Below are 24,841 nucleotides of genomic sequence, written 5' to 3'. Positions count from 1 at the left end.
GTCGTCACTCATCGAATCGCACGCGCACCGGCAGGCCGGACGCGAGCCCGGCGGCCGGCTTCGGGTCCAGCGTGACTTCGGCGAGCCAGCTCAGTCGGGAGGCGTCGTCGCCCACCAGCGCGTAGTACGGCGTGAACACCGGCTCGCTGCGGATCATGCGCACGCGTCCGTGCACCGGCGCATGGCCGTCGACGTAGGCGGTGGCGCTGGTGCCGACATGCACGTTGCTGCGCAGGTGCGCGGGGATGTAGATGCGCGCGTACGGCGCGTCGCCGGTGAGCAGGATCGCCGCAGGTGCGCCGGCAGCGGGCTGGTCGCCGAGCTTGAACGGCAGGCTGTCGACCACGCCGGCGCGCGGCGCGGTGACTTCGAGGCGCTGCAACGTGACGCGTTGGCCCTCGACCTGCGCCTTTGCAGCGGCGACCGCCGCTTCGCCCTGCGCGATCTGTTCGATGCGCGTGCCATGTTCGAGTTCGTCGAGCGCGGCATGCGCGGCGTTTGCTTCGCCGACGGCCGCATCGCGCGCGGCGACGGCCTGGTCGTAGTCGGCTGGCGTCACGAAGTGGCGCTTGAGGAGCGGGCCGAGCCGTGCTGCATACGCGGTCGTGTCGCGCACCAGCGCTTCGGCCGCCGACACGCGTGAGCGCGCCTGTTCGATCTGCTCCCGGCGCGGGCCGGTCTGCAGCTCCGACAACGCCGCGCGCTGGCGTTCGGTATCGGCGATCGACGCCTCCACCTGCGCGCGGCTGCGCGCCGTGTCGAAGCGCAGCAGCACCTGGCCCGCGGCGACGTGCTGGCCCTCGCGGACCTCGATCGACACGATCGGTTCGGACAACGGCGCGGGCAGCGTCACGCGGTCGTATTCGAGAGTTCCGAGCGCCTCGTCGTTGTCGCGCTTGCAGCCGGAGATGGCGAGCGCGAGCGCGCAGGCGAGGCAGGCGAACGTCTTCATCGCGAAGCTCCGGCGGGCGCGAGGCCATGGGCGAGCAGGGCATGGGCATGGCGACGCATGGCGTCGACGCCGAGGTCATCGGCGTCGAATACCCGGCGCCAGATCGGCGCGCTGGCGGCGGTGAACAGCGTGAGCCCGACCAGCGACACGACGACCAATCGTGGCTCGATGCCTTCGGCCAGCCCGCCTGCCTGTTGCGCCTGCGCGAAGCGGGCGGCCACGACGCGCGGTACGGCGTCGGCGCGTTCGAACACGATGTGGCGGAACGCGCCGCCGTCGACCAGCACCTCGCGCACCCACAGGCCCGGCAGCCACGGATGCCGGGCGATCACGGCGTAGACCGCGTCGACGAACCGCGTCGCCAGGCCGAGCGCGGCTTCGGGGGGCTCGCCCATCGCTGCGATCAGTTCGCCCATCGCGGGAAGAATGCGTTCCTGCGCGACGGTGGCCGGCAGCTGGTCGCCGAAGTAGTAGCTGACCAGCGCCGGATTGACGCCTGCAGCGCGCGCCAGAGCGCGATTGGTGGTGCCTGCGACGCCGGAGCGTGAATACGCCTCGACTGCGGCATCGAGCAGGCGCGCACGCAGGTCGGTGTCGTCTGCGACGGGGCGTCGGCCGGGACGGCGAGGGCGCGGGGTGGACATCGGCCGATTATTTCAACGTGGAAATAATTGGCAAGTGACGAATCGGGTAGCACCGACGGCCGGTTTCACGTGATCGCCCGTGCTTCAGTACCTCTGCTCGATGAAGTGCAGCGGATGCTTCGATTCGACATAGTCGCCGCGCTTCTGCCGCTTCGGGAAATGCACCTTCTCGCGTTCCATCTCTTCGTACGGAATGTGGTCGAGCAGGTGGCGGATGATGTTGAGGCGGCCGCGGCGTTTGTCGTTCGTGTTGGCGACGTACCAGGGAGCGTGCTCGGTGTCGGTGGCTTCGAACATGGCGTCGCGCGCGCGCGAGTAGTCGTACCAGCGCCCGTACGACTTGAGATCCATGGGCGACAGCTTCCACAACTTGCGCCCATCGGTGGCACGCGACTGCAGGCGTTCGATCTGCTCCTCTTCGGAGACCTCGAGCCAGTACTTCAGCAGGTACATGCCGGAGGCGACCATCGTCTTCTCCACCAGCGGCGCGGTGGCGAGGAATTTGCGCACCTGCGCTTCGGTCGCGAACCCCATGACGAGTTCCACGCCGGCGCGGTTGTACCAGCTGCGATCGAAGATCACGATCTCGCCACCGGCCGGGAAATGCGCGACGTAGCGCTGCATGTACATCTGCGTGCGCTCGCGCTCGGTGGGCGTGGGCAGCGCGGCGACGCGGAAAATGCGCGGGCTGACGCGTTCGGTGATCGCCTTGATCGTGCCGCCCTTGCCGGCGGTGTCGCGCCCTTCGAGCACGATGCAGACCTTCTTCTGCTTCGCCACCACCCACTGCTGCAGCTTGACGAGTTCTTCCTGCAGCGGTTCGAGCGCCGCTTCGTATTCGCGGCGCTTCATCTTTTCGCGCACGCCGCCACTCGGGCCGCCGTTCTTGCGCTTGCCGTTGCCGTTGCCGCTCGGGGTGTCGTCGTGGTCCGCGTCTGCGTGGGTGTCGTCTTTCATGTCGAAGCCTCCAGCGGCTGCGCGGGCAGGGGAGCGGTCGCCAGCTCCTGCTGCAGGCGTTCCACCGCCATTTCCACGTTGAAGAACATGTGCTCGTGACCGATGTGTTCGTCGAGCGGCGAACGCCGCACGGCTTCAAGCACCTCGGGATTCAGCCCGGCCAGTGCGAGCAGCACGCCGGCACGGCGCGATCGCGCCTCCGCATCGATGAACGCCTTGAGCGCCGAGTACTCGAGGTCGAACACCGCCGACAGGTCGAACACGACGAATCGCGGCCGCGCCTGCGCGATCAGCGGGCGAATGCGCGTGGCGACGCGCTCGGCGTTGAGGAAGAACAACCGCCCTTCGGGGCGCAGGATCAGCAGTCCCGGGATGTCCTCGTCATCGGGATGGTCGTCGCTGCGCGGGCGGAACACGTCGGTGCCGCGCTTGCGAACGAGCACGCGTACCGGCGGATCCGCGGTCTGCTGCGCGAGCGCGACCAGCGACACCACGATCGCGACGAGGATGCCCTTGAGCGTTCCGAGCAGCATCACGCCAGCGAACGCGACGATCACCCATACGGCTTCCGTGCGGCGGATGCGCAGGATGTCGCGGAAATCGGCCGGGCTGACCAGTCCGATCGAATAGAAGATGACGACGCCTGCGAGCGCGGCCTGCGGCAGCAACCCGATCATCGGTGCGAGCACGAGCATCGTCACCACCGCCGTTGCGGCGGTGACGACGCACGACAGCTGCGTACGCGCGCCCGAGCGGCGATTGACCGCGGTTTGCGACATGCCGCCACCCGATGGCATCGCGCCGAAAAACGCGCCGGCGACGTTGCCGACGCCGGTCGCGAGCAACTCGCGATTCGCCGTCGGCACCGGTTCGTCGTTGGCCTGGAAGGCGCGACCGACGGCGATCGTTTCAGTGAAGCTCATCAGCGCGATGCCGGCCGCGGCCGGCCAAAGCTCCAGCGCGAGTGACAACGCGGGCATGGTCAACGCAGGCAATCGCTGCGGCACGGCGCCGACGACCTCGATACCGAACGCCTGCCAGCCGAGCAGCCCCGCGCCTGCGATGGCGGCCGCAATGGCAATGAGCGGCGCGGGCCAACGCGGCCGCAAGCGTTCCATCACCGCGAGCGCGACGATCACCCCGGCGCCCACCATCAACGTCGGCCACGACAGATGTCCCACACCGCGTGCGACCTCCGCAGCGTTGTGCAGGAAGCTGCCCTTGTCGAAGTGGATGCCGAGGATCTTCGGCAGCTGATCGACGACGATCACCACGCCGATGCCCGCCTTGAAGCCGACCAGCACCGGCGTCGAGATGAAGTCCGCGACGAAACCCAGCCGCGCGATCCACGCGAGCAGCAGGAACGCGCCGACGAGGATCGTCAGCATCGACGTCGCGGCGAGCAGGCCCGCCGCGTTCGCATCCGGCACCACTTGCGAGAGCTCCGCGCCGGTGAGGATCGCGATCGTCGTCGTCGTGCTGACCGATAACGGGCGCGAGGTGCCGAGCCACGCATAGACCAGCATCGGCACGAACGCGGTGTACAGGCCGACTTCGATCGGCAGTCCCGCGATGGTCGCGTAGGCCATCGCCTTCGGGATCACGACCGCGGCGGTCGTCAGCCCGGCCACCACGTCCGCGCGCAGCGTCGATCGCGATGCCGCGGCAGCGAACGCGGGTCTCACGCACGGGTCTCGTTCTCGGTCGCCACCCGGATGATGTCGGCGTACAGCGCGCCGATGCGAACGCCGAGCGCGTGCAGCTCCGGATGGCGCGCGACATAGGGTGCTGTTTCCTGCGCGTCGACGAGCGCAGCGTGCAGGAACGCGATGTCGATCTCGCTCAGGCGCGCGCCCGCATCCACGCGCGTCTTGATGTCCGTCAGGCGCGGCAGGCGTTGCTTCACCAGTCGATCGAGTAGCGCCTGAACGGTGCCCAGGTCGCCCATCCGGTCGGACATGCGTCGGCCCTCGACGCCGGCGGCGCAGGGCGCGCACCGGCCATGGCGCCGCGACGATCGCGGCTGTTGAGAGCATCGCAGCGGGCCTTGCCGGCCGACATTGTCCCGAGGGGCATTCCCGTCGCCTGTTCGGACAGCGGGCGCCGCGGCGTGCGGACGCGACCGTGCGAACGGCGCGGCGAGCTCATCTCCAAAACGCGAACGGGCCAGGTCCGAAGGCCTGGCCCGTTGCGATGTCTGGTGCCGGAAGTGGGACTCGAACCCACACGCTTTTAAGGGCGGCGGATTTTGAGTCCGCTGCGTCTACCGATTCCGCCATTCCGGCGCGGACGCGAAGTATAGCGGCGGATCAGAGTCCGCCGTAGCGCGCCATGCCGGCGGCTGCGATCACGATCACGAGAACCAGCGCAAGCTGCACGCGCACCAGCAGGCGCGCACGCGACCACGTCGCGTCGTCGGGCCGCCATGCGGCATCGGTGGACGACGCCTTGCGCCACCGCGCGAACACGATGGTGGGCACGATCGAAATCAGCGCGGCCAGCAGGAACGCGCCGAGCTTCGCGTGGAACCACGGGTTGTGCAGGTAGAAGTCTTCGCCCTTGATACCGTGGAAGACGCGCAGCAGGCCGACGACGAGCAGCAGGCCCGCGGTCGTGCCGTAGCCGCGGTCGAGGCGCGACAGGCGCTGAACGGTGGCGGCGTCGGGCGCGTTGCGCAGCAGCGTCATCTGCCCCGCGAGCATGGCCACGAGGGCCACCACCAGCACGTGGTGCACCGACGCCAGCAGGAAGTCATGCCACACGCTCAGCAGGCCTCGTCGGTGCTCAGCGTGCGGTCGCCGCGTGCATACCACTCGTGTTCGGCCTGCGGCGCGAACATCGAACAGCACTGCATCTCGGCCTTGTAGATGTGCAGCGACACGGCGACGCGGTCGTCGCTGGCGTTGCGGATCGTGTGGTACTCGTGCGGCGGGATCAGGCTGCCGGCACTGCCGGGGCCGGCCTGGATGCCGCCGGCGGGACGGAAGCGGAAGCGTTCGCCGTCGCGTTCGAGAAGTTCGTACTGCGTGATCTCCAGCTCGCCATCCCAGACGCCTTCGACGCACCACAGGCCCGAGTGATCGTGCACCGGCGTGCCCTGGCCGGGCCCCCACGTCATCGCGACGACGCTGTAGCCATGGATCGGGCTGCGATACAGCTCGCGGCGCGCGTAGTGGTCGGTGATCGGTTCGTAGACGCAGGCGGGCAGATGCACGTCGCGATCGCGGATCAGGTCGCACAGCGTCTGCCGAACCGCGCGAGTCACCGCCTGCGGGTCGCCCGCGCAGACCGCGGCGTCGAGTGCCGCGATCATCTTGTCGTGGCCGGGGAAGGGGATGTCGGGCAGTGCGGCGGCGGCGTTCATCCGCTGATTCTAGCTCCCGTGCCGCGGACCGGCTCGAGCGCGTCGAGGAATCCGCGGATCGCCGGCCCGAAGCGTTCGAAATCGACCAGGAATGCGTCGTGGCCCTGCGGCGACTCCAACGGAACGAAGCGTGCGTCGACCCCGCCGGCGCCGAGCCCGGCCGCGATCTCTTCCTGTTGCTGCAGTGGGAACAGGATGTCGGTGTGGACGCCGATCACCAGCGCCTTGTCGAGCTTGATCGACGCCAGCGCCGCGCGGGTGTCGCTCCGTGTCTCGCTGCAGGTCTCGCCGCAGCAATCGCCGATGTCGAACCAGTCCATCGCGCGGCTGAGGTAGAGGTAGCAGTTGGGATCGAAGCGGCGCACGAAGCGACGCGCGTGCGCTTCCAGATAGCTCTCGACCTCGAACTCGAGACCGAACGGGTCGTCGTCCTGGCGATCCGAATCCAGCCGCACGCGGCCGAAGCGGCCGTCCCATTCCAGCGCCGAGCGATAGGTGATGACGCCGAGCTTGCGCGCCATGCGCATGCCCGATTCGGGGTAGCTCGCATCGTCGTAGCGGCCGTTGTTCCAGCTGGGGTCGAGCCGGATGGCCTCGCGCTGCAGCGAACGGATCGCGATGGAGAACGGCAGCGCGCGCGCCGCGCCGGAGATGTTGATGTGGTTGCGCGCCATGCCCGGATGCCGCAGCAGGAACGCGAGCGCGACCATCCCGCCCATCGAGTTGCCGATGACGCAGGCCAGTTGCACCACGCCCAGCGCGCGCACCACGTGCGCGGCGGCGTCGGCGCAGTCTTCGACGGACAACGGCGGGAAATCGAGACGGTAGAGCTCGCCGGTATCGGGGTTGATCGACGCGGGGCCGGTCGAACCCTTGCAGCTGCCCAGCGTGTTGACGCAGACGACGAACCATCGATCGGTATCGATCGGCTTGCCCGGGCCGAGCATGGCCTCCCACCAGCCGGGCGACGGGTCGGCGTCGTTAGACGCCGCGTGCGCGTCCGGCGACAGCCCGGTCACGATCAGGATCGCGTTGCCGCCGTCGTTGTCGAGCCGGCCCCACGTCTCGTACGCCATGCGCGCGCCGTGCAGCGCACCGTCGCGACGGGTAGGGAAGGGCGAGGGCAGCTCGGCGAATCGCGTTCCGGGCGGGATGAATTCGGTCATTGCGTCAGTCCATTCGGCCTGCGAATTGTGCCTGTCGATGCGGCCTGAACGCCAAAGGTACGGACAACGGCCGCTTGGACCGGCGCTACACACGCGCGCGGCCAGAGTCGAAGTTCCTTCCGCACGGAGCTTCACCATGGCGAACAAGAACAACGACACGACCGATATGAATCGCGATCCGATCTCCGGCGCGCCGGGCTCGCACCCGGTCGGGACGGGCGTCGGCGGAGTCGGCGGTGCGGCCGTCGGTGCGGCCATCGGCAGCGCGTTCGGCCCGATCGGCACGCTGGTCGGCGGCGCGATCGGCACCGTCGCGGGCGCGGCCGTCGGCCATTCGGCCGCCGAACGCGTGGATCCGACCGGCGAGACGGAAGCGTGGCGAAGCGATGCCACGACCCGTCCGTACTACGACAGCAAGCTCGACTACGACCGCGACTACGCGCCGGCCTACCGCTACGGCACCGAAGCGCGCAACGCGAATAGCGGCGAAGCGTGGGATCGCGCGGAAAACCGCCTGCAGTCGGGCTGGGACAACGCCAAGGGCGAATCGCGCCTGGCGTGGGACAAGGCGCGCGACGCCGTGCGCGACGCGTGGGACCGCAGCGATCGCACCTACAAGACCTACGATGCCACCGATCGCTATTACGAGAACCGCTTCAACCAGGCCGACTACTACAAGTCCGGCTACAGCTTCGACGACTACAAGCCGGCGTATCGCTACGGCACGTATGCGCGCAGCCAGGCGAAGAACGCGAATTGGGATGCCGCGACCGAAAGCGAACTCGAGCGTGGCTGGGATTCGGCGAAGGGCACGTCGCGCCTCGCTTGGGCCGATGCCAAGGGCGCAGTGAAGGACGCCTGGCACGGCGTCGAGCGCATCCTGCCGGGCGACGCCGACCACGACGGTCGCTGATCGACAGATCGGGTGAGGGAACGAAGGCGCCGTCGATGACGGCGCCTTTTTTTGGTCCGTCGGAACTCACGACGTCATCGCAAGCGGGCAGTGCGTCGCGGGATGCACGCCATCGCGCGCGCGCCGACCACCGAAGTCAGGTGGACGCGCGTGCCCGCACGCATCGTCCAGGCACAGACAGCAACGTAACAAATGCTGTGATGCACTCGCAGCGCGGCGGACCGTTCGTTCGCGGCGCGAGGGCGGACCCATCGCGCCGGGCGGCCACGCAAGGCAAGTCGTGACGTTCGGGGTCGGCATCTCAGCTGTTCGATTTCGGGTCAACCGTCCATCCGGACGCCTATTCAGGTTCGTCGCACACGCGTACCCTCACCGCTCGACCGGGGGTTGGGGCGGCAGGACGCCGCCCGTACCAGCGCCACCCGGATCACATGGATGCTCCCCCGATGATCGAAGCGGTCACTGCTCTGGTGCTGCTACTCGCATGGCTGGTCGCCGGCGGGGTGCTGTACCTGCGTCGACCGGTCCGGTTGGAGCTGTCGCGCGACGCATGGCTGGGCATGACCTGCCTCGCGTTCGCCATCTCCGTGCTGCTGATCGCCGCGTGGTCGCACAGCGATCACAAGACGGCGGTGCTCATCACGCGCGGAATGAGCGGGCCCGCATTGCTTGCACTCGCGCTGAGCGTGTGGCGGACCTGGGCGGCGGGGCGCGATCCCGGGCACGGGCGTCGCGACGATGCGGCGGGTGCGCCACGCCTTGCCGTCGTCGGCGAGCTGACCGCGTCGATCGCGCACGAGATCAACCAGCCGCTCGGCGCGATCCTCAGCAATACCGACGCGGCCGAAATCCTGCTCGAACGGCCGACCCCGCCGCTCGACGACATCCGCCAGATCCTGCGTGACATCCGCCGCGACGGCCTGCGCGCCGGCGGCGTCATCCGCAACGTCCGCACGCTTGCGAGGCAACGCAAGATCAGTTTCGTGCGCATCGATGCCAATGCGCTCGCAGGCGAAACGGTGCGCCTGCTAGAGCCGGACGTCCGCGGACGCGGCATCCCGGTGGAAATGTCGATGGCGCGCGATCCCGCGCTCCTGCAGGGCGACGCACTCTACCTGCAGCAGATGCTGCTCAACCTGCTCATCAACGCGATGGACGCGGTGGAAGCGCGGTTCGCATCCGGCGATCTCAGCGCATCGCGGCCGGCGGTTCTACTCGACGTGCGAACGCTCGAAGGCGGGCAGGTGCAGTTCCAGGTGTCGGACGCGGGCTGCGGCATTCCCGAATCGCGGCTCGCCCACCTGTTCGATTCGTTCTACAGCAGCAAGGCGCACGGCATGGGGCTGGGGCTTTCGATTTCCCGGTCCATCGCCGAGGCACACGGTGGCTCGATCCGCGCGGAGAACAACAACCGCGGCGGCGCCACCTTCCGCGTGACGTTTCCGCCCTACGCAATGTGATTGTGACAGTCCGGTTTCAGCCGCTTTTCCGGCCCTATCGCGCGTGAAAAGACCGTCGGTCGGCACGCGCATCTTCACCGCTTCACCATGCCGAAAATTAGGCCTACCTTCAGCTGGTGATCCGGTTGTTTCTCGAAGGAACGAAGTCCCGCATTGAAGCGGATGGAGGCACGACATGGGTATCGCTCCCGTAATCCACATCGTCGACGACGACGACTCCATGCGCGATGCGCTGGGACGCCTGCTGAGCGCACTCGAGTTCGACGTCCGCCAGTACTCGTCGGCCGGTGATTTCCTGCTGGCGTGGCCGCCGATGGACGCGCCCGGATGCCTGCTGCTGGACATCCGCATGCCGGGCCCGAGCGGGCTCGACCTGCAGCGTTCGCTGTCGCGACGCGACGACGCGCCGCCGATCATCTTCCTGACGGCCTTTGGCGATATCCCGACCAGCGTGCAGGCGATCCGCCATGGCGCGGTCGACTTCCTCACGAAACCGGTCGAGAAGGAAACGCTGCTAAACGCGATCAGGAACGCGCTCGAATACGACGAACAGCGTCGCCAGCATCGCAACCACCTGCAGCAGAGCCGCAACCGGTTGGGCTCGCTCACGCCGCGCGAGCACGCCGTGTTCGACCAGGTGATCGCTGGCCGTCTCAACAAGCAGATCGCCGATTCGCTGAGCATGTGCGAACGCACTGTCAAGGCGCATCGCGCACGCGTGATGGAGAAGATGGGCGTTCGCACCGTTGCCGAACTCGTCCAGCTCGCGGTGCATCTGGAAGCGGAAGAGCTGGCGCTCGACGCGCCTCCGCGCACGCATGCGGAAATCACCGCGCTCGCCAGCTGAGCTCGCGTCACATCGAAGTCATCGACGCGCCGGGCAATGCCCGGCGCGCGCGACTGCGCGTCGTACCCGCCAGCGTGCCCTCAGGGGCAACGTGCGTTCCCCAACGACCACTTACATGCGGCCCGTCGCGGCGTCGACCATCCATGAACTTCGACGTGGCGCTTATGGGCGACACCTGGGCCGCTATCGTGCAGATGGAGCAGGAAATCGTCCTGGTGGAAGACGATGGGCCCATGCGACAGGCGCTGCAACGCGTGTTGTCGGGCTCGGGTTTCACCGTCCGGGCGTTCGATTCCGCCGAGTCGCTGCTGGGCGACCTGCACGGTTCGCCGTGGCGGTCGTCCAGCCTCTGCTGCATTTGCGACGTCCGCCTTCCTGGCGTGTCGGCGTTCGAGCTGTACCGCGACCTGGCCCTGCGCGGGCCGATGGCGCCGTGGGTGATCATCACCGCGCATGACGCGCCGTCCGTGCGCGAGCAGGCCGACCGCATCCACGCGGCCTACCTCATGAAACCGTTCGAAGGCCGGACGCTGCTGGCGATGGTGACGCGCCTGACGGCCGGCGAGCGCATGCCCTGAAGGGCATCGGCGGGTTCACCGAGGTCCAATTCTCGCTGTTTTGACGCACGCGCAGACTCGGCCACGAGTGGAATCCGCGGCCCGAGGAGCGCGGTCATGAATGTCGTTGCGCAACGCGCGCCGCCACCTGTTGTCGATACCGCCGATACCCGGTGGGCGACACCTGCGTGCGATGCACGGCCGCAAGCGGCAATGACGTGCAGCGCGGCGGCGTCGGCGATGCGACGCCATCGTGCAGCCCACGAGCCGACGTTCGATCGGGCGGGGCGATTCCACCGTCATCGCGACTCGCGCATGCGTCTGCGCGGCCGCCGAACGCGACGAGGCACGGCATGAGCATCATCACCCACCGCGACATCGGCAGCTGGCTGCCACCCGCCGCAACGCCTGGAATGGCATGGGTGCCGGGCGGCGTGTTCCGCATGGGCGCGGACCATCCGTGTCCCGGCGAAATGCCCGCGCGCTACGTCGGCATCGCCGGCTTCTGGATGGACGCGACGCCGGTCACCAACGCGCAGTTCGCGCGCTTCGTCGACAGTACGCACTACGTGACGCAGTGCGAGCGCGGGCTCGACGCGACCATGCATCCGCGTGCGGCCGCCGGTGAACTCTATCCGGCGTCCGCCGTCTGCATCCTCGACGAAACACTGCACGGCATCGCGTCGCCCTGGCGCCTGGTGGCCGGCGCGGACTGGAAGCATCCGCGCGGCCCGACGAGTTCGATCGAAGGCCTCGACGAGCATCCTGTCGTGCACGTCACGCTCGACGATGCCGAGGCCTATGCCGAATGGGCGGGCAAGACGCTACCGTCGGAAGCCGAATGGGAACGCGCCGCGCGCGGCGGCGAAGACGATACGGAAGAAGGCTGGTCGAGCGAGCGCCTGCGCGATGTGCGCACGTCGGCGGGTTCGTGGGTCGATCATCGTCGCTGGTGCGGACTGCCCGACGAACACCGCATCGACACCGCCGCGGTGGGCGAGGGCGCGGCCAACGCGTTCGGCCTCTACGACATGCTCGGCAACGTCTGGGAATGGACGTGCGACCGCGACGCGCTTCGGTCCCGGGTCGATCCACGCGCTGCGTGCACCGTGCCGCGCCGCGCGTTGGATCGGCTCGTCGATGACGGTTTTCGTGGGGCATCGATCGACGGGCTGCCGCGCAACGTCACCAAGGGCGGGTCGCGGCCGGGTCCGGCGGGGCACTCGCCGCACGACGCATTCGCATCGCGGTTTTCATTGCCGGTCGACACCTCGATGTCGCACCTGGGCTTCCGTTGCGTGGTCCGCATCGGTGTCGCGTGAGTCGCGACGCGCCGACAGCGGCCCGCGCACGCTGCGCCTTCGCGCGCGGCGTCGGCGCGTGGTGAGCGCGGTGTCCGCACACGTCGTGGATTCGACACCGTCACCGCAATCGCCGGACTTTTCGCTGGTCGTGGGTGGTCCGCTGTACCAGCTCATGCGCCGCGCGCACATGGCCGACGGGCAGTTGCGTGGCGTGGTGCGGCGAATGATCACAATCTCGCTGGTGGCCTGGCTGCCGCTGCTGGTGCTGAGCCTCGCCGAAGGCCGCGCGTTCGCCGGCGTACGCCTGCCGTTCCTGCACGACATCGAGACCTATGCGCGCTTTCTCGGCGCGTTGCCGCTGCTGATCCTGGCCGAGATTCCGGTGCACCAGCGCATCGGCGTCGCCGTCGAGCAGTTCCGGGAACGTTCGATCATCGCGCCGACCGCGATTCCCGGTTTCGAGGCCGCGATCGACACGGCGCGTCGGCTGCGCAATTCCGTCGTCGCCGAAGTCGTGCTGCTGGTCGCGGTGTTCACGCTGTCGCCGACGCTGTGGTCGCGGTCGCTCGTGCTGCCGATCGACACCTGGTACGCGAGCGTCACGCCGGTCGGTACCGCGCTGACCGGCGCAGGGTGGTGGCTGGTCCACATCAGCGTGCCGATCTTCCAGTTCATCGTGCTGCGCTGGTGGTTCCGCATCGCCATCTGGTGGATTTTCCTGTGGCGGACCTCGCGACTTCCGCTCGATCTCAAAGCCCTGCATCCCGACCGCGCGGGCGGCCTCGGCTTTCTCGGCGCAAGCGTCCTTGCGTTCGCGCCCTTGCTGTTCGCCGAAGGCGTGGTGTCGTCGGGGCTGATCGCCAGCCGCGTGCTCAGCGGCGGCCACAAGCTGGTGGAGTACCGCGGACAGATCGGCGTGCTGGCGGCGGTGCTGGTCGCCACGGTGGTGGCGCCGCTCGCGTTCTTCTCTCCGGCATTGCTGCAGGAACGACGCCGCGGCCTGCGCGCGTACGGCGCGCTGTCGATGCGCTACGTGACGGAGTTCGAGCGCAAGTGGCTCGGCGCCACGAACCCTGGTGAACCGCTGGTGGGCAGCGGCGACATCCAGTCGCTCGCCGACCTTGCGAACGCGAGTTCGGTCGTCACCGAAATGCGCCCGCTACCGATCGATGTGCGCGCGATCGCGCGGCTCGCCATCGTCACCCTCGCGCCGTTCAGTCCATTGGTCCTGACGGTGATTCCGTTCGGCGACCTCGTGCAACGCGTCGTGGGAATGTTGCTGTGAGCGCCGCACACGCCTGTTCGACCACCAGGCACGCCGCGAACGCGGCGGCGCGATGCATGCGTCGTGGTGCGACGCACCTTGTTCGACCGCCCCATGGGCTTACGGGAGACGCACGATGATCCGCATCCGCGACGCCATCGCCACCCTCGCGACGCTGTCCGTCGCCGGTACACCGATCGCCGCGATCGCACGCGACAGCGACGCCTGGACGTTCAGCGTGACGCCCTACGTGTGGGCCGCGTCGGTGAACGCCGAGGTCAGCGACAGCGGGCCGCCGCCGTCCGCTTCCGTCATCACCGACAACACGTTCGAAGACGTCCTCGACAAGTTCGACGGCGCGCTGATGATCCATGCCGAAGGGCAGGGCGACCACTTCGGCATGCTCACCGACTTCCTGTTCCTCGGCCTGTCGCAGGATCGCGAACGCCCGCGCCTGCGCAGCGAGACCGACCTCGATGCACGCCTGTTTGACCTGGCGGCGGTATGGAGCCCGGGCGACGACCGTTTCAACGGTTGGGACCTCATCGGCGGCCTGCGGTACATCGATGCCGACTTCACCGCGTCGATCATCCCGACCGACACGACGCTGCAGACGCGATCGCTGAAGGTCAGCAAGACCTACAGCGACTTCCTCTACGGCGCGCGCTACACATGGCGCACGAATGACCGCTGGAGCTTCAGCCTGCGTGGCGACGGCTCCAGCGGGTCGACCAATGGCACATGGAGTGCGAGCGCAATCGCGCAGTACCACATGAACGTCGGCCAGTGGGTGTTCGGCTATCGCTATCTCGACGCGGACTTCGGCGAAGGCGATATCGATACGCGGGTGACGCTCAACGGCCCGATCGTCGGCTACGGATTCACGTTCTAGCGAAGTCGAGCGTCGGCGGCGGCAGCGCCGGTTGGGTCAACGACACAAGGAGATCGGACATGAAAGCACTCCGCACCACGTCGCTCGCGGCGGCTTTCGCCACGTTGGCGATGCTTCCACAACTCGGCGCGGCCGCACCGCAGGACGACACGGCCACGCCGGCGTCGACGCCGCCACCGGGCACCATCTCGCCCGAAGCGCGCGCGGCACTGGATCGCATGAAGGCGTACCTGTCCCGCCTGCAATCGTTCCAGGTGGACGCCGACATTTCGCGCGACGAGGTGCTGCCCTACGGCTACAAGCTGCAGCACAACGAGCGCACGCGGATGATCGTGCAACGTCCCAACCGTTTCCGCATCGATGTCGACGGCGATCTTCGCCATCGCCAGTACTACTACGACGGCAGCACGCTCACGACGGTCGCGCCCGATGCCGACGTCTACGCGAAGTTCAATGCCCCCGACACCGTTGGCGGCGTGGTGACCAAGCTGCTGGACATGGGCGCGGAGATGCCGCTGGTGGATGTGCTGCGCCAGGGCTTCGGCGGCACCTTGCTCGACGGCGTGCGCGTTGGCCTGGTCGCCGGCGACAGCCCGGTGGAAGGCGTGATGACGCAGCAGGTTCTGTTCCGCCAGTCAGCGGTCGACTGGCAGATCTGGATCACCAGGGAAGGGCAGCCGCGGAAGATGGTGATCACCACGCGCTACGAAGTCGGCGACCCGCAATACCAGGCGGTGCTCCATTGGGATACGACGCCATCGGTGAGCGCGAGCACGTTCAAGTTCTCGCCATCGAAGGACATGCACGAGATTCCGTTCAACACCACGCCGGCGGTCGCGACGACCGCGGCAGGAGGCACGCCATGAACGTTTCGATGCGTCTGTCGCGCGCCGCGGGCCTGGGCCTGCTTGCGCTGGTCCTGGTGCCACCCATGGCGGATGCGCAACGGGGCGGCGGCATGATGGCGCGCAGTTCGGTCAGCAGTGCCAATCGCGCCAGCCAGATGGCGATGGACAAGAGTCGGCAGTCGGCCGCGGCGCGCAACAGCGGTGCCACGCGCCCCACCGGCAACAGCGGTCGCTCCACGTCGCGCGATGTGAACCGCACCACCAGCCGCGAGGTCAGCCGCGACGTCGACATCGACATGGACGACAACCACTGGGGCAACGGCGAGATCGATCATCCGATCGCCGCGACCGCCATGGTGGCCGCGACGACGGCGGCGGTGGTCGGCGCCTTCTATCCGTCGGTACCTGCGGGCTGCCCGATCGTGAACACCTATTCGGTGCCGTATTACCACTGCAATGGCGTGTACTACGAGCAGCGCATGCAGGGCGACGACGTGGTCTACGTCGTCGTGAATCCGTAACGGCGGAAACGGCATGCCATGCGTGCGCGTTTCGCCCGGCTCTGGCGACGTGGCGTGTGGCGGCTCGTCGCTGCCTGTGTCGTCGCGGCGTCGATCACATCGACGGCGCACGCGGGCGTGAGCACGCCCGCGCCGCGGCTCAACGCCAATGCCTGCGGCGAACGGGGGCCCGGCGACACGCGGCCGCGTATCGGACTGGTGCTGGGCGGCGGCGGCGCACGCGGCTTCGCGCACGTGGCCGTTCTGCAGCGGCTCGAGGCACTTCACGTGCATGTGGATTGCATCGCCGGCACGAGCATGGGCGCACTGGTGGGCGGGCTATATGCGTCGGGACGCTCCGCCGCCGACATCGAGCACCTCGTACGGTCCACCGACTGGAAGCACATGTTCGACGACTCGGTGCCACGTCCCGAGCGCTCGTACCGTCGCAAGCTCGATGACCGCGACAGCCTCGCCACGCTGGGCGTCGGCATCACCAGCAAGGGCGTGCGCGCCTCGCCCGGCCTGATCCAGGGCGAGCGCATCATCGCCTTCCTGGAGCGCCAGACGCTGCAGGCCAGCGGCATCGAGCGCTTCGACAACCTGCCGATTCCGTTTCGCGCGGTGGCGACCGACGTCAACACGGGCCAGGCCGTCGTACTGGACCACGGAAGCCTGTCCACGGCCATGCGCGCGAGCATGTCGCTGCCGGCCATCTTTCATCCGGTCGAGATCGAAGGCCGCCTATTGCTGGACGGCGGCCTCGTCGACCAGGTGCCGATCGACGTGGCACGCGCAATGGGCGCGGACATCGTGATCGCCGTCGACGTCGGCACGCCGCTCGGCACGCTGGGCGCTGACGCGGGTGCGTTGCAGGTGCTGTCGCAGATCGGCGGCATGATGACCACCGCGAACACGCGCCAGCAGCTGGCGACGCTGGGGCCGCGCGACGTGCTGATCACGCCCGATCTCGGCGACCGCATTTCCACGGGCGACTTCGACAAGGCACTGGACGCGCTGGCGATCGGTGCGGGCGCCGCGCAGGCTGCAACGCCGGCGCTTGCGCGGCTCGCGTCCCCCGCGGATACCGAACACGCTGCCCGCGTAGCGGCGTTGAATAGTGCCGGTCCGCCGGTGATCGAATTCGTGCGCATCGACAATCGCACGGGCTATTCCGACGAACTACTGCTCAACCGCCTGCATGTGGAGACCGGCAGGCCACTGGATGTCGACGCGCTGGAGTCCAACACGCTGGACGTCTACGGCTTCGGCACCTTCGCCAAGGTCACCTACGACGTGGTGCGCGAAGACGGACGCACCGGCATCGTCCTGCACGCCAGCCCGAAGACGCAGGGGCCGAACTACCTGCAGGTCGGGCTCACCCACAGCTCCGACTTCGACGGCGACTACGACACCACGATCCGCGCGGCGATCCTGTTCGCGCCGTTGAATGAACGCGGCGGGGAAGGGCGCCTGACCGCGGCGATCGGCAGTGAGCCGGCGCTGATCGGCGAGTACTACCAGCCGCTCGACATCGCCGGGCGCAACGTCTTTTCCGGCCGACTGGCGTACGAGAAGCCCAACCTCAACGTGTTCGACGGCGACGGCAATGCGGTCGCGCGTTACGACATCCAGGCCGTCCGACTTCGCCTGCAGCTGGCGCACGAGTTCGGACAGGTCGCCGCGCTGGGCGGCGGGCTGGAATTCGGCCATGGTCGCGCGGGCGTCGAGATCGGCGATGCGTCGCTCCCGTCGTACGACTTCCGCGAGGGCGCCGCGTACGCATTTGCCAACGTGGATCGCCTCGACAGCCTGTACTTCCCGCGCGACGGCTATTACGCCAACGCCCGCTATACCGTCTCACGCACCGCCCTCGGCGCGGACGACGAGTACGCGCAACTCGAACTCGATGCCGTCGTCGCCCGCAGCTTCGGCGCGCACGCGCTGCAAGCGGGCACGCGGCTGCACAGCACGGTGGAAGGCGAGCTGCCCATCCAGGCGCGATACCGGCTGGGCGGGCTGACGCGCCTCGCGGGCTACCGCATCAACGAACTGACCGGACAGCACTACGCCGTCCTGTTCGTTGGCTACACCTACCAGCTCGCACGGATTTTCGGGCGCGCGGCGCTCGCCGGCTCAACGCTCGAGTACGGCAACGCGTGGGAGCGCCGCGACGACATCGCACTCGGCGATGGCGTCCTCAACGGCAGCGTCTACCTCGGGTTCGACTCGTGGCTGGGGCCGATGACCTTCGGCTACGGCTGGCGCGAGTCCGGAGAAGGCGCGCTGTTCTTCGAAATCGGGCGGACCTTCTGACATGACGCGCCACCGCCCGCACACCGTCGCGTTTCATTCGCCGCGCCTAAGGAAGGTGACCCGTGGACGACCATGACAACCGTGCGACCGTGCTGGTCGTCGATGACACACCGGACAACCTCGCGCTCGCCAGCGCGCTGCTGCGCGGCGAGCACCGCGTCAAGGTGGCGAGCAGCGGCGTGCGTGCGCTGCAGATCGCGAACGACACGCCACCCGATCTGATCCTGCTCGACATCATGATGCCGGAGATGGACGGCTACGAAGTCATGCGCCGTCTGCGGAGCAACGCGGTAACGCGGGACATACCGGTGATCTTCCTCACCGCGATGACGGGCGTCGACGACGAACGCGCGGGGCTCGAGCTCGGGGCCGTCGACTACATCACCAAGCCGATCAGCCCGACGATCACGCTGGCTCGCGTGCGCAATCACCTGCAGCTCAAGCAGGCCCGCGATTTCCTGCACGACCGCAACGACTACCTCGAACAGGAAGTGGCACGGCGCACGCGCGACGTCGCGCGAATCCAGGACGTAACCATCCGCGCCATGGCGTCGCTGGCCGAGACGCGCGACAACGAGACCGGAAACCACATCCTGCGCACGCAGCACTACGTTCGCCGCATCGCCCAGCAGCTCGCGACGCATCCGCGTTTCGTCGACTTCTGCACGCCGCGCAACATCGACATCCTGTTCAAGTCGGCGCCGCTGCACGACATCGGCAAGGTCGGCATTCCGGATCGCATCCTCCTCAAGCCCGGGCGCCTCACCGAGGAGGAATTCGAAGTCATGAAGACGCACACCACGCTCGGCAAGGACGCGATCGAGCGGGCGCTGGACGACGCCGGCGAGGACCTCGGCTTCCTGTCGATGGCGCGCGACATCGCCTACGGGCACCAGGAGAAATGGGACGGCTCGGGTTATCCGCAGGGCATCGCCGGCGAGGAGATCCCGACGTCCGCGCGCCTGATGGCGGTCGCGGATGTCTACGACGCGCTGATCAGCCGGCGCGTGTACAAGAGCCCGATGAAGCACGAGGACGCGCTGGAGATCATCGTGAAAGGCCGCGGCCAGCACTTCGACCCCGACATCGTCGATGCGTTCATGGCGATCGAGGACGAGTGCCGGGGGATCGCGGAACACTTCATCGACGGCGAGCACGACATGGCGATGGAAGCCAAGCGCCTGCACGAGGCGCTCGGCGACCAGATCCACCCGTGACGCGCCCGGCATCGTAATGCAACAGAGGAAGCGGCCATGACCAAGCTGTCCGAACGTGTGGAAGCTTTGTCCATCCGCAGCAAACTGTGGCTGGCGTTCTCGCTGCTACTGCTGATCGCGCTCGGGATCGGCGTGCAGAGTCTCGTGACGCAACGCGCCATGCAGTCACGCATGGAGGCGCTGTACACCAAGCACCTCGCCGGCATCGCGATGATCAAGTCGCTGCAGGCGGACGTGGCCGCCATCGACCAGAGCGTGGGCACCGCGGTTGTCGCCCGGTCGCCGGGCGACGTCCGCGAAGCGCTTCGGCAGGCGTCCGCGTCGCGCCAGCAGCTTCGTGAAGACATTCCGAAGATGCGCGCAACGATCATCACCGACAACGTCCGGCGCTCCATGGATGCCTTCGAGGCCTCGGCGGGAACCTACGACCTCGCCGCCGCATCGGTTCTGGAGCGCGTGGGCGCCGGGAACGCCGAGCAGGCGTCGGCGCTCGCCGCGGGTGACGACTACCAGCTCGCGCTCAAGCACACCGACGCCGACCTGATGCAGATGCTCGCACTGAAGAGCGCGCATGCCGCGAACGCAGTGCGGCAGTCGAGCGAAGTGGATCGACGCGGAACGCGCATCACGGGTGCGCTGGTTCTCAGTGCGCTCGCGCTGGGGCTGTTGCTGGCGCGGCTGACCGGGCGTTCGATCAGCATGCCGACGCTGCGTCTGCAACGCGCGACGGAGCAACTCGCCGGCGGCAACCACGACGTCGTGATTCCGTGCGCGGACTACCCGAACGAGGTGGGCACCCTCGCGCGCTCGGTCGTGCAACTGCAGCAACGATCACGCGAGCTGGAAGACCAGCGATGGATCGGCGCGCAGGTATCGGAGACGGCGGGGAAGCTCGTAGCGACGAGGTCGATCGACTCGTTGGCGACCGCCTACCTGTCCGCGTTGTCGCGGGCCTGGCCATTGGGATGCGGCGCGTTCTACGTGGTCGACGACGATGGTCGCTGGCTGCGGTTGCGGGGGCGCTACGGCATATCGCCGGGGGACGTGCACGAATGCGTCGCGCTCGGCGAGGGACTGGTCGGCCAGTGCGCCGTCGAGCGACGCGCATTCGTGCTGGAAAACGTATCGCCGGACTATCCATCGATAACGTCGGGCATGAGCGACATGCGTCCGCGCCGCGTCGAGGTGTGGCCGGTGGTACGCGCCGGCGAACTGCTGGCGGTCGTCGAGGTTGCGGCGTTCGACGTGCCGGCGCCCCGCCAGCGCGCGCTGGCCGAAGCCGTGCTCGCGCCGCTCGCATCGCATCTGCAGATCCTCCAACGCAGTCACCGCACCGAGGAGTTGCTGGACGGCTCGCGGCGGCAGGCGCAACTGCTCGAGTCGCAGGCAGGACAACTCGCCGCGCAGGCGGAAGAGCTGGCGCGCCAGCAGGCCGCCGTGCAGGCGACGGAAGCATGGCTGCGTACCGTGATCGAGTCGTCCCCGGACGGCATGGTCGTGGCCGATGCCGACGGGCGCGTTGTGCTGATCAACGCGCAGATCGCCTCGATGTTCGGCTACGAGCGCGACGACATCGTCGGCCAGCACATCGAAATGCTGGTACCCACGGCGGTGCGTGGAGCGCACGTCGGACTGCGCCAGTCCTTCATGGCCGCAGGCGGCGCACGCCAGATGGGAAAGGGCGACCAGGAACTGCTGGGACAGCGTCGCGACGGTTCGACGTTTCCGATCGAGGTCGGCCTGTCGCGCCTGCCGGAATTCGAAGGGCGGGGCGTGTGCGTGTGCGCGTCGGTGCGCGACGTGACGGAACGCAAGCAGGCCGAGCATGAAATCCGCACGCAGCGTCAGCGACTGCGGGCGCTGTTCGACGCGTTGCCTGTCGGTGCCGTTCTGTACGACAAGGAGGGTCGCGTCGTCGAGGTCAACGACATCAGCGCCCGAATCCTCGACGTCACCGCCGATGAGCTGCGCGGCCGCAAGCTGGCCGATGCGAAATGGCGGGCGTTCCGTGCCGACATGACACCGCTTGCCGTCTCCCAGCTTCCCGCCCAGCGCGCGCTCGACACCGGCGAAGCGGTGTACGGATTCGAGATGGCATTGCAGAACGAACACCAGAAGGAGGCCACGTGGGTCCGTGTCAGCGCCGCGCCGATCGACGCCGCGTTCGGTGGTGGCGTCGCGCTCGCCGTGGAGGACATCTCGGACCGCAAGCGCGCGGACGAGGAACTCAAGCGCGCCAATTTCCTTTCCGACGTCGCGCTCGAACTCACCGGTTGTGGTTACTGGCACGTCGACTACCGCGAGCCCGAGGTGTACTTCGCGTCGCCACGCGCGGCCGCCATCCTCGGTGAGCCGGCCAAGCCCGATGGCCGCTACCACCTGCAGTCCGAATGGCTGTCGCGCATCGTCGCCGCCAGCCCCGAAGCGGCGGAACACACGATCGAGCGCTACGAGGGCGCGGTCGACGGTCGTTACGACACGTACGACGCCATCTACCCCTACCGCAGCCCGGCCGACGGCCGCACGGTGTGGGTGCACGCCGCCGGCAAGCTCGTGCGCGACGCGGCCACCGGCGAAACACGCTTCATGTACGGCGCCTACCAGGACATCACCGAACAGAAGGCGGCCGAGGACGAACTGCTTCGCGCGCGCGAACAGGCGCTGGAGGCGACCAAGGCCAAGAGCGAGTTCCTGGCCAACATGAGCCACGAGATTCGCACGCCGCTCAACGCGATCATCGGCATGTCGCATCTGGCGCTCGGAACCGAACTCGACAAGCGCCAGCGCAATTACATCGACAAGGTGCAGCGCGCGGGCGAGAGCCTGCTGGGAATCATCAACGACATCCTCGACTTCTCGAAGATCGAGGCCGGACGCCTCGACATCGAGCGCACCGACTTCCGTCTCGAGGACGTGCTCGACCATCTCGCCAACCTTCTCGCGCTGCGCGCCGAGGAGAAGGGGCTGGAACTGCTGTTCGACGTGGATCCCGGCATTCCGACGTCGTTGGTCGGCGATCCGCTGCGTCTCGGGCAGGTGCTGGTGAACCTCGGCAACAACGCGTTGAAGTTCACCGAGCATGGCGAAGTGGTGGTTCGCGTGCGCGAGGAGTCACGACAGGGCGAGGCGGTGGTGCTCCATTTCGAGGTGCGCGATACGGGCATCGGAATGACCGAGGAGCAGGTGTCGCGACTGTTCCAGAGCTTCAGCCAGGCCGATGCGTCGACGACTCGCAAGTACGGTGGCACCGGCCTCGGGCTCGCGATCTCCAAGCGCCTCGTCGAACTCATGGATGGGCGCATCTGGGTCGAAAGCCGGGTGGGCGAGGGCTCGTCCTTCCACTTCCTCGCACGCTTCGGTGAGCAGTCGGAAGCGGCGCCGCGTCGCATGCTTCACGCCGATGAGCTGGTTGGACTCCGCGTTCTCGTGGTGGACGACAACGCATCGGCGCGCGAGATCCTGTCGGGCATGGCGCGGTCGTTCGGGCTGGAGGTCGATCTCGCCTGGGATGGTGGCGAGGCGTTGCGCCTAGTCGCGGATGCCGATCGCAGGACGCTTCCCTACGACCTGGTGCTCATGGACTGGCGCATGCCCGGCGAGGACGGTATCGCGGTGATGGAGCGCATGCTGCACAGCGGTCTTTCGCATGTTCCCGCGGTGATCATGGTGACCGCCTACGGGCGTGACGACGTGCTGGCCGATGCGTCGCGCCGCGGGGTCACGCCGAAGTTCGTGTTGACCAAGCCGGTCACGCCGTCGACGTTGCTGGATGCGATCGCCGGCGTGCTCGGCCACAACGCGCCCGTCGAACGCCGTTCGACGGAACGCGCGGCGGTCGAGGCCGAATCCATCGCGCGGTTGCGCGGCGCGCGCGTGCTCCTCGTCGAGGACAACGAGATGAACCAGGAGCTCGCGATCGAACTCCTGCGCCAGGCGGGAATCGACGTCGTGCTCGCGGAGAACGGCCAGGAAGCATTGGACGTACTCGCCAACGACCCCGCATTCGACGGCGTCCTGATGGATTGCCAGATGCCGGTGATGGATGGTTACGCCGCCACGCGCGCCATTCGCGAGGATGCCCGCTTCGAGAAGATGCCCGTGATCGCGATGACGGCGAACGCGATGGCGGGCGATCGCGAGCGCGTGCTCGAAGCCGGCATGAACGATCACATCGCCAAGCCGCTGCGCGTGGCCGAGATGTTCGCGACGATCGCGCGCTGGGTGCGGCCATCGTCCGGTGCCGCCGCATCACCGGCGGTTCCGGACGACGGCGGAACGTCCGACGACAACGATCGCATCGATGCGTTCCGGCATATCGACAGCCGCGCGGGGCTTGCCAGTACCGCCGGAAATCCGGCGCTTTACCGGCGCATGCTGGTGGGCTTCCGCGATGGAAACCGCTCATTCCGCGCGGATTTCGAGGACGCGATGGGGAAGGGCGACCACGCGACGGCGACGCGTCTCGCACACACGCTGAAAGGCACGGCAGGAATGATCGGCGCGGTGGACGTGCAGCGCGCGGCCGGCGAGCTCGAAGACCTGATGCATGCGACGCCTACCGATCCGGATGTCGCATCGCGTCTCCGGCGTGTGGTCGATGCACTGGAGCCGGTAGTTCTCGAGCTCGCCCCGGTGACGGCGCCACCGCGAGCGCCGCGAACGTCGCGGCGTGGGGCAGGCGCCGCGGACGCGGATGCGCTGAAGCTGCAGCTCGAACGGTGGGTCGCACTGCTGCGCGACGACGATGCCGAGGCCGTCGAGGCGTTCGAAGCCTTGCGCGCGAATGCCGACGGTACGGCGCTCGCGCCGCAGCTGGCAACCGTGGCGCCGGACGTGGCGGCGTTCCGCTTCGCCGATGCGCTGGCGAAGCTCGAGGCGATGGCGCTTGCTTCGCCGATGCTCTCCGGCGCGTCGTGAGGCGCGCCGGAGCATCGCGACCGCAGGCTACGGATGCGCCTGGAACGGGTACTGCTTGAAGATCTCGGCGACGGCGGCACTGATCGCCGCGTCGGGATTCTCACGGTGCTTGTCGGAGACACGTCCGACGGCGATTCCTTCCCAGACCAGCTGGCGCTGCCGGGCGTCGACCAGGTCGACGTTGAGCGTGCCTTCCGTGTAGTGGTCGACGTCGGTGTAGTAGCCACCCCAGCCACCGTAGTAGCCGCCGCGATAGCCGTAGTAGCCCATCATCGGCGGGCCCATCGGATAATTATGCACTTCGACCTGCTTTTCGAGCTTGCCGTTGAAGTTGATCAGCAGGTCCGGCGCGTTCTCGTTGTAGGTGTAGCCCCGGGCTTCCATCTCGCGACGCGTTGCATTCTTCAGCGACTGCGTGACCAGCGTCGAATAGCCGGTGCGATCAGTGCCCAGTGGCGAGAAATAGCCGAACGTGCGGTAGCTGGCGAAGTTCGCCGAATGGTCGTAGTTGGACGTGATCGCCGGCGTGCTGGCACAGCCCGTGGCGAGCAGCAGCAGGCCCAGGCACGCGGCGCGGAAGACCGGTCGGAACATGGCACAGCTCCTCGGCTCGGACGGCTCGTCCATCGACGATTCTGGTCGGGTCGACGTCGAACCGGCATTCGCCTTGGGGGTAGCGAGGATTGCCCTTGGGGACAGGGTTCGGGCTGCGGCCGAGATGGG

21 protein-coding genes and 1 tRNA gene are annotated in these 24,841 nt (G+C 67.9%); 12 read left to right on the top strand and 10 right to left on the bottom strand.

Annotated elements, in window-relative coordinates:
• Window positions 1-4: 4 nt before the first annotated feature.
• The 9 genes from ACKTTN_RS08980 to metX all read right to left on the bottom strand — a co-directional run bounded on the left by ACKTTN_RS08980 (window position 5) and on the right by metX (window position 7,083).
• On the bottom strand, window positions 5-952 hold the full coding sequence (locus ACKTTN_RS08980; RefSeq protein ID WP_407909509.1) for an HlyD family secretion protein: 948 nt from the start codon (window positions 950-952) through the stop codon (window positions 5-7).
• Window positions 949-1,596, bottom strand: coding sequence for a TetR/AcrR family transcriptional regulator (locus ACKTTN_RS08975; protein ID WP_407909508.1), 648 nt, complete (start codon window positions 1,594-1,596; stop codon window positions 949-951). The genes ACKTTN_RS08980 and ACKTTN_RS08975 overlap by 4 nt, the downstream gene beginning before the upstream one ends.
• Window positions 1,597-1,680: 84 nt before the next feature.
• Window positions 1,681-2,553, bottom strand: a complete 873-nt coding sequence (ppk2, locus tag ACKTTN_RS08970) for a polyphosphate kinase 2 (protein WP_407909507.1) — start codon at window positions 2,551-2,553, stop codon at window positions 1,681-1,683.
• Entirely contained in the window at window positions 2,550-4,238 is a 1,689-nt protein-coding gene (locus ACKTTN_RS08965) for a SulP family inorganic anion transporter (RefSeq protein ID WP_407909506.1), read from the bottom strand. The genes ppk2 and ACKTTN_RS08965 overlap by 4 nt, the downstream gene beginning before the upstream one ends.
• Window positions 4,235-4,513, bottom strand: a complete 279-nt coding sequence (locus tag ACKTTN_RS08960) for a hypothetical protein (RefSeq protein WP_407909505.1) — start codon at window positions 4,511-4,513, stop codon at window positions 4,235-4,237. Before ACKTTN_RS08960 ends, ACKTTN_RS08965 begins: the two co-directional genes overlap by 4 nt.
• Before the next feature lie 238 nt (window positions 4,514-4,751).
• Window positions 4,752-4,838, bottom strand: a tRNA-Leu gene (locus tag ACKTTN_RS08955).
• A gap of 24 nt (window positions 4,839-4,862) precedes the next feature.
• Window positions 4,863-5,315 (bottom strand): DUF2214 family protein, encoded by a 453-nt coding sequence (locus ACKTTN_RS08950; RefSeq protein WP_407909504.1) that lies wholly within the window; start codon window positions 5,313-5,315, stop codon window positions 4,863-4,865.
• A gap of 2 nt (window positions 5,316-5,317) precedes the next feature.
• Complete coding sequence (locus tag ACKTTN_RS08945; protein WP_407909503.1) at window positions 5,318-5,917, bottom strand: cysteine dioxygenase family protein; 600 nt, start codon at window positions 5,915-5,917, stop codon at window positions 5,318-5,320.
• The gene (gene metX, locus ACKTTN_RS08940; protein ID WP_407909502.1) at window positions 5,914-7,083 is read right to left on the bottom strand and encodes a homoserine O-acetyltransferase MetX; all 1,170 of its coding nucleotides are present in this window, start codon (window positions 7,081-7,083) and stop codon (window positions 5,914-5,916) included. Before metX ends, ACKTTN_RS08945 begins: the two co-directional genes overlap by 4 nt.
• A gap of 136 nt (window positions 7,084-7,219) precedes the next feature.
• On the opposite strand from metX, the gene ACKTTN_RS08935 reads away from it, so the two are divergent.
• The 12 genes from ACKTTN_RS08935 (at window position 7,220) to ACKTTN_RS08880 (ending at window position 24,118) form a co-directional block, all read left to right on the top strand.
• Window positions 7,220-7,996, top strand: a complete 777-nt coding sequence (locus tag ACKTTN_RS08935) for a hypothetical protein (protein ID WP_407909501.1) — start codon at window positions 7,220-7,222, stop codon at window positions 7,994-7,996.
• A gap of 431 nt (window positions 7,997-8,427) precedes the next feature.
• A complete protein-coding gene (locus tag ACKTTN_RS08930) occupies window positions 8,428-9,456 on the top strand; it encodes a sensor histidine kinase (protein ID WP_407909500.1) in 1,029 nt (342 codons plus the stop codon).
• Window positions 9,457-9,631: 175 nt separating this feature from the next.
• Entirely contained in the window at window positions 9,632-10,303 is a 672-nt protein-coding gene (locus ACKTTN_RS08925; protein ID WP_407909499.1) for a response regulator transcription factor, read from the top strand.
• A gap of 143 nt (window positions 10,304-10,446) precedes the next feature.
• The gene (locus ACKTTN_RS08920) at window positions 10,447-10,881 is read left to right on the top strand and encodes a response regulator (RefSeq protein WP_407909498.1); all 435 of its coding nucleotides are present in this window, start codon (window positions 10,447-10,449) and stop codon (window positions 10,879-10,881) included.
• A gap of 332 nt (window positions 10,882-11,213) precedes the next feature.
• A complete protein-coding gene (locus ACKTTN_RS08915; RefSeq protein WP_407909497.1) occupies window positions 11,214-12,182 on the top strand; it encodes an SUMF1/EgtB/PvdO family nonheme iron enzyme in 969 nt (322 codons plus the stop codon).
• A gap of 70 nt (window positions 12,183-12,252) precedes the next feature.
• Window positions 12,253-13,449, top strand: a complete 1,197-nt coding sequence (locus tag ACKTTN_RS08910; RefSeq protein WP_407909496.1) for a hypothetical protein — start codon at window positions 12,253-12,255, stop codon at window positions 13,447-13,449.
• Window positions 13,450-13,564: 115 nt separating this feature from the next.
• The gene (locus tag ACKTTN_RS08905; RefSeq protein WP_407909495.1) at window positions 13,565-14,320 is read left to right on the top strand and encodes a hypothetical protein; all 756 of its coding nucleotides are present in this window, start codon (window positions 13,565-13,567) and stop codon (window positions 14,318-14,320) included.
• Between the two features lie 59 nt (window positions 14,321-14,379).
• Entirely contained in the window at window positions 14,380-15,186 is an 807-nt protein-coding gene (locus ACKTTN_RS08900) for a DUF2092 domain-containing protein (RefSeq protein ID WP_407909494.1), read from the top strand.
• Entirely contained in the window at window positions 15,183-15,689 is a 507-nt protein-coding gene (locus tag ACKTTN_RS08895) for a hypothetical protein (protein WP_407909493.1), read from the top strand. The genes ACKTTN_RS08900 and ACKTTN_RS08895 overlap by 4 nt, the downstream gene beginning before the upstream one ends.
• A gap of 117 nt (window positions 15,690-15,806) precedes the next feature.
• Window positions 15,807-17,984: a patatin-like phospholipase family protein gene (locus tag ACKTTN_RS08890; RefSeq protein ID WP_407909492.1), complete on the top strand. Its 2,178-nt coding sequence runs from the start codon at window positions 15,807-15,809 to the stop codon at window positions 17,982-17,984.
• Between the two features lie 62 nt (window positions 17,985-18,046).
• Complete coding sequence (locus ACKTTN_RS08885; RefSeq protein WP_407909491.1) at window positions 18,047-19,201, top strand: response regulator; 1,155 nt, start codon at window positions 18,047-18,049, stop codon at window positions 19,199-19,201.
• A gap of 36 nt (window positions 19,202-19,237) precedes the next feature.
• Window positions 19,238-24,118, top strand: coding sequence for a PAS domain S-box protein (locus ACKTTN_RS08880; RefSeq protein ID WP_407909490.1), 4,881 nt, complete (start codon window positions 19,238-19,240; stop codon window positions 24,116-24,118).
• A gap of 27 nt (window positions 24,119-24,145) precedes the next feature.
• Here ACKTTN_RS08880 and ACKTTN_RS08875 read toward each other — a convergent pair whose 3' ends face one another.
• Window positions 24,146-24,712, bottom strand: coding sequence for a DUF4136 domain-containing protein (locus tag ACKTTN_RS08875; RefSeq protein ID WP_407909489.1), 567 nt, complete (start codon window positions 24,710-24,712; stop codon window positions 24,146-24,148).
• Between the last annotated feature and the right edge of the window lie 129 nt (window positions 24,713-24,841).

The sequence above is a fragment of the Lysobacter claricitrinus genome (genome assembly GCF_045866565.1).
Lineage (GTDB): Bacteria > Pseudomonadota > Gammaproteobacteria > Xanthomonadales > Xanthomonadaceae > Cognatilysobacter > Cognatilysobacter claricitrinus.
This window is presented reverse-complemented; position numbering and strand designations above follow the sequence as displayed.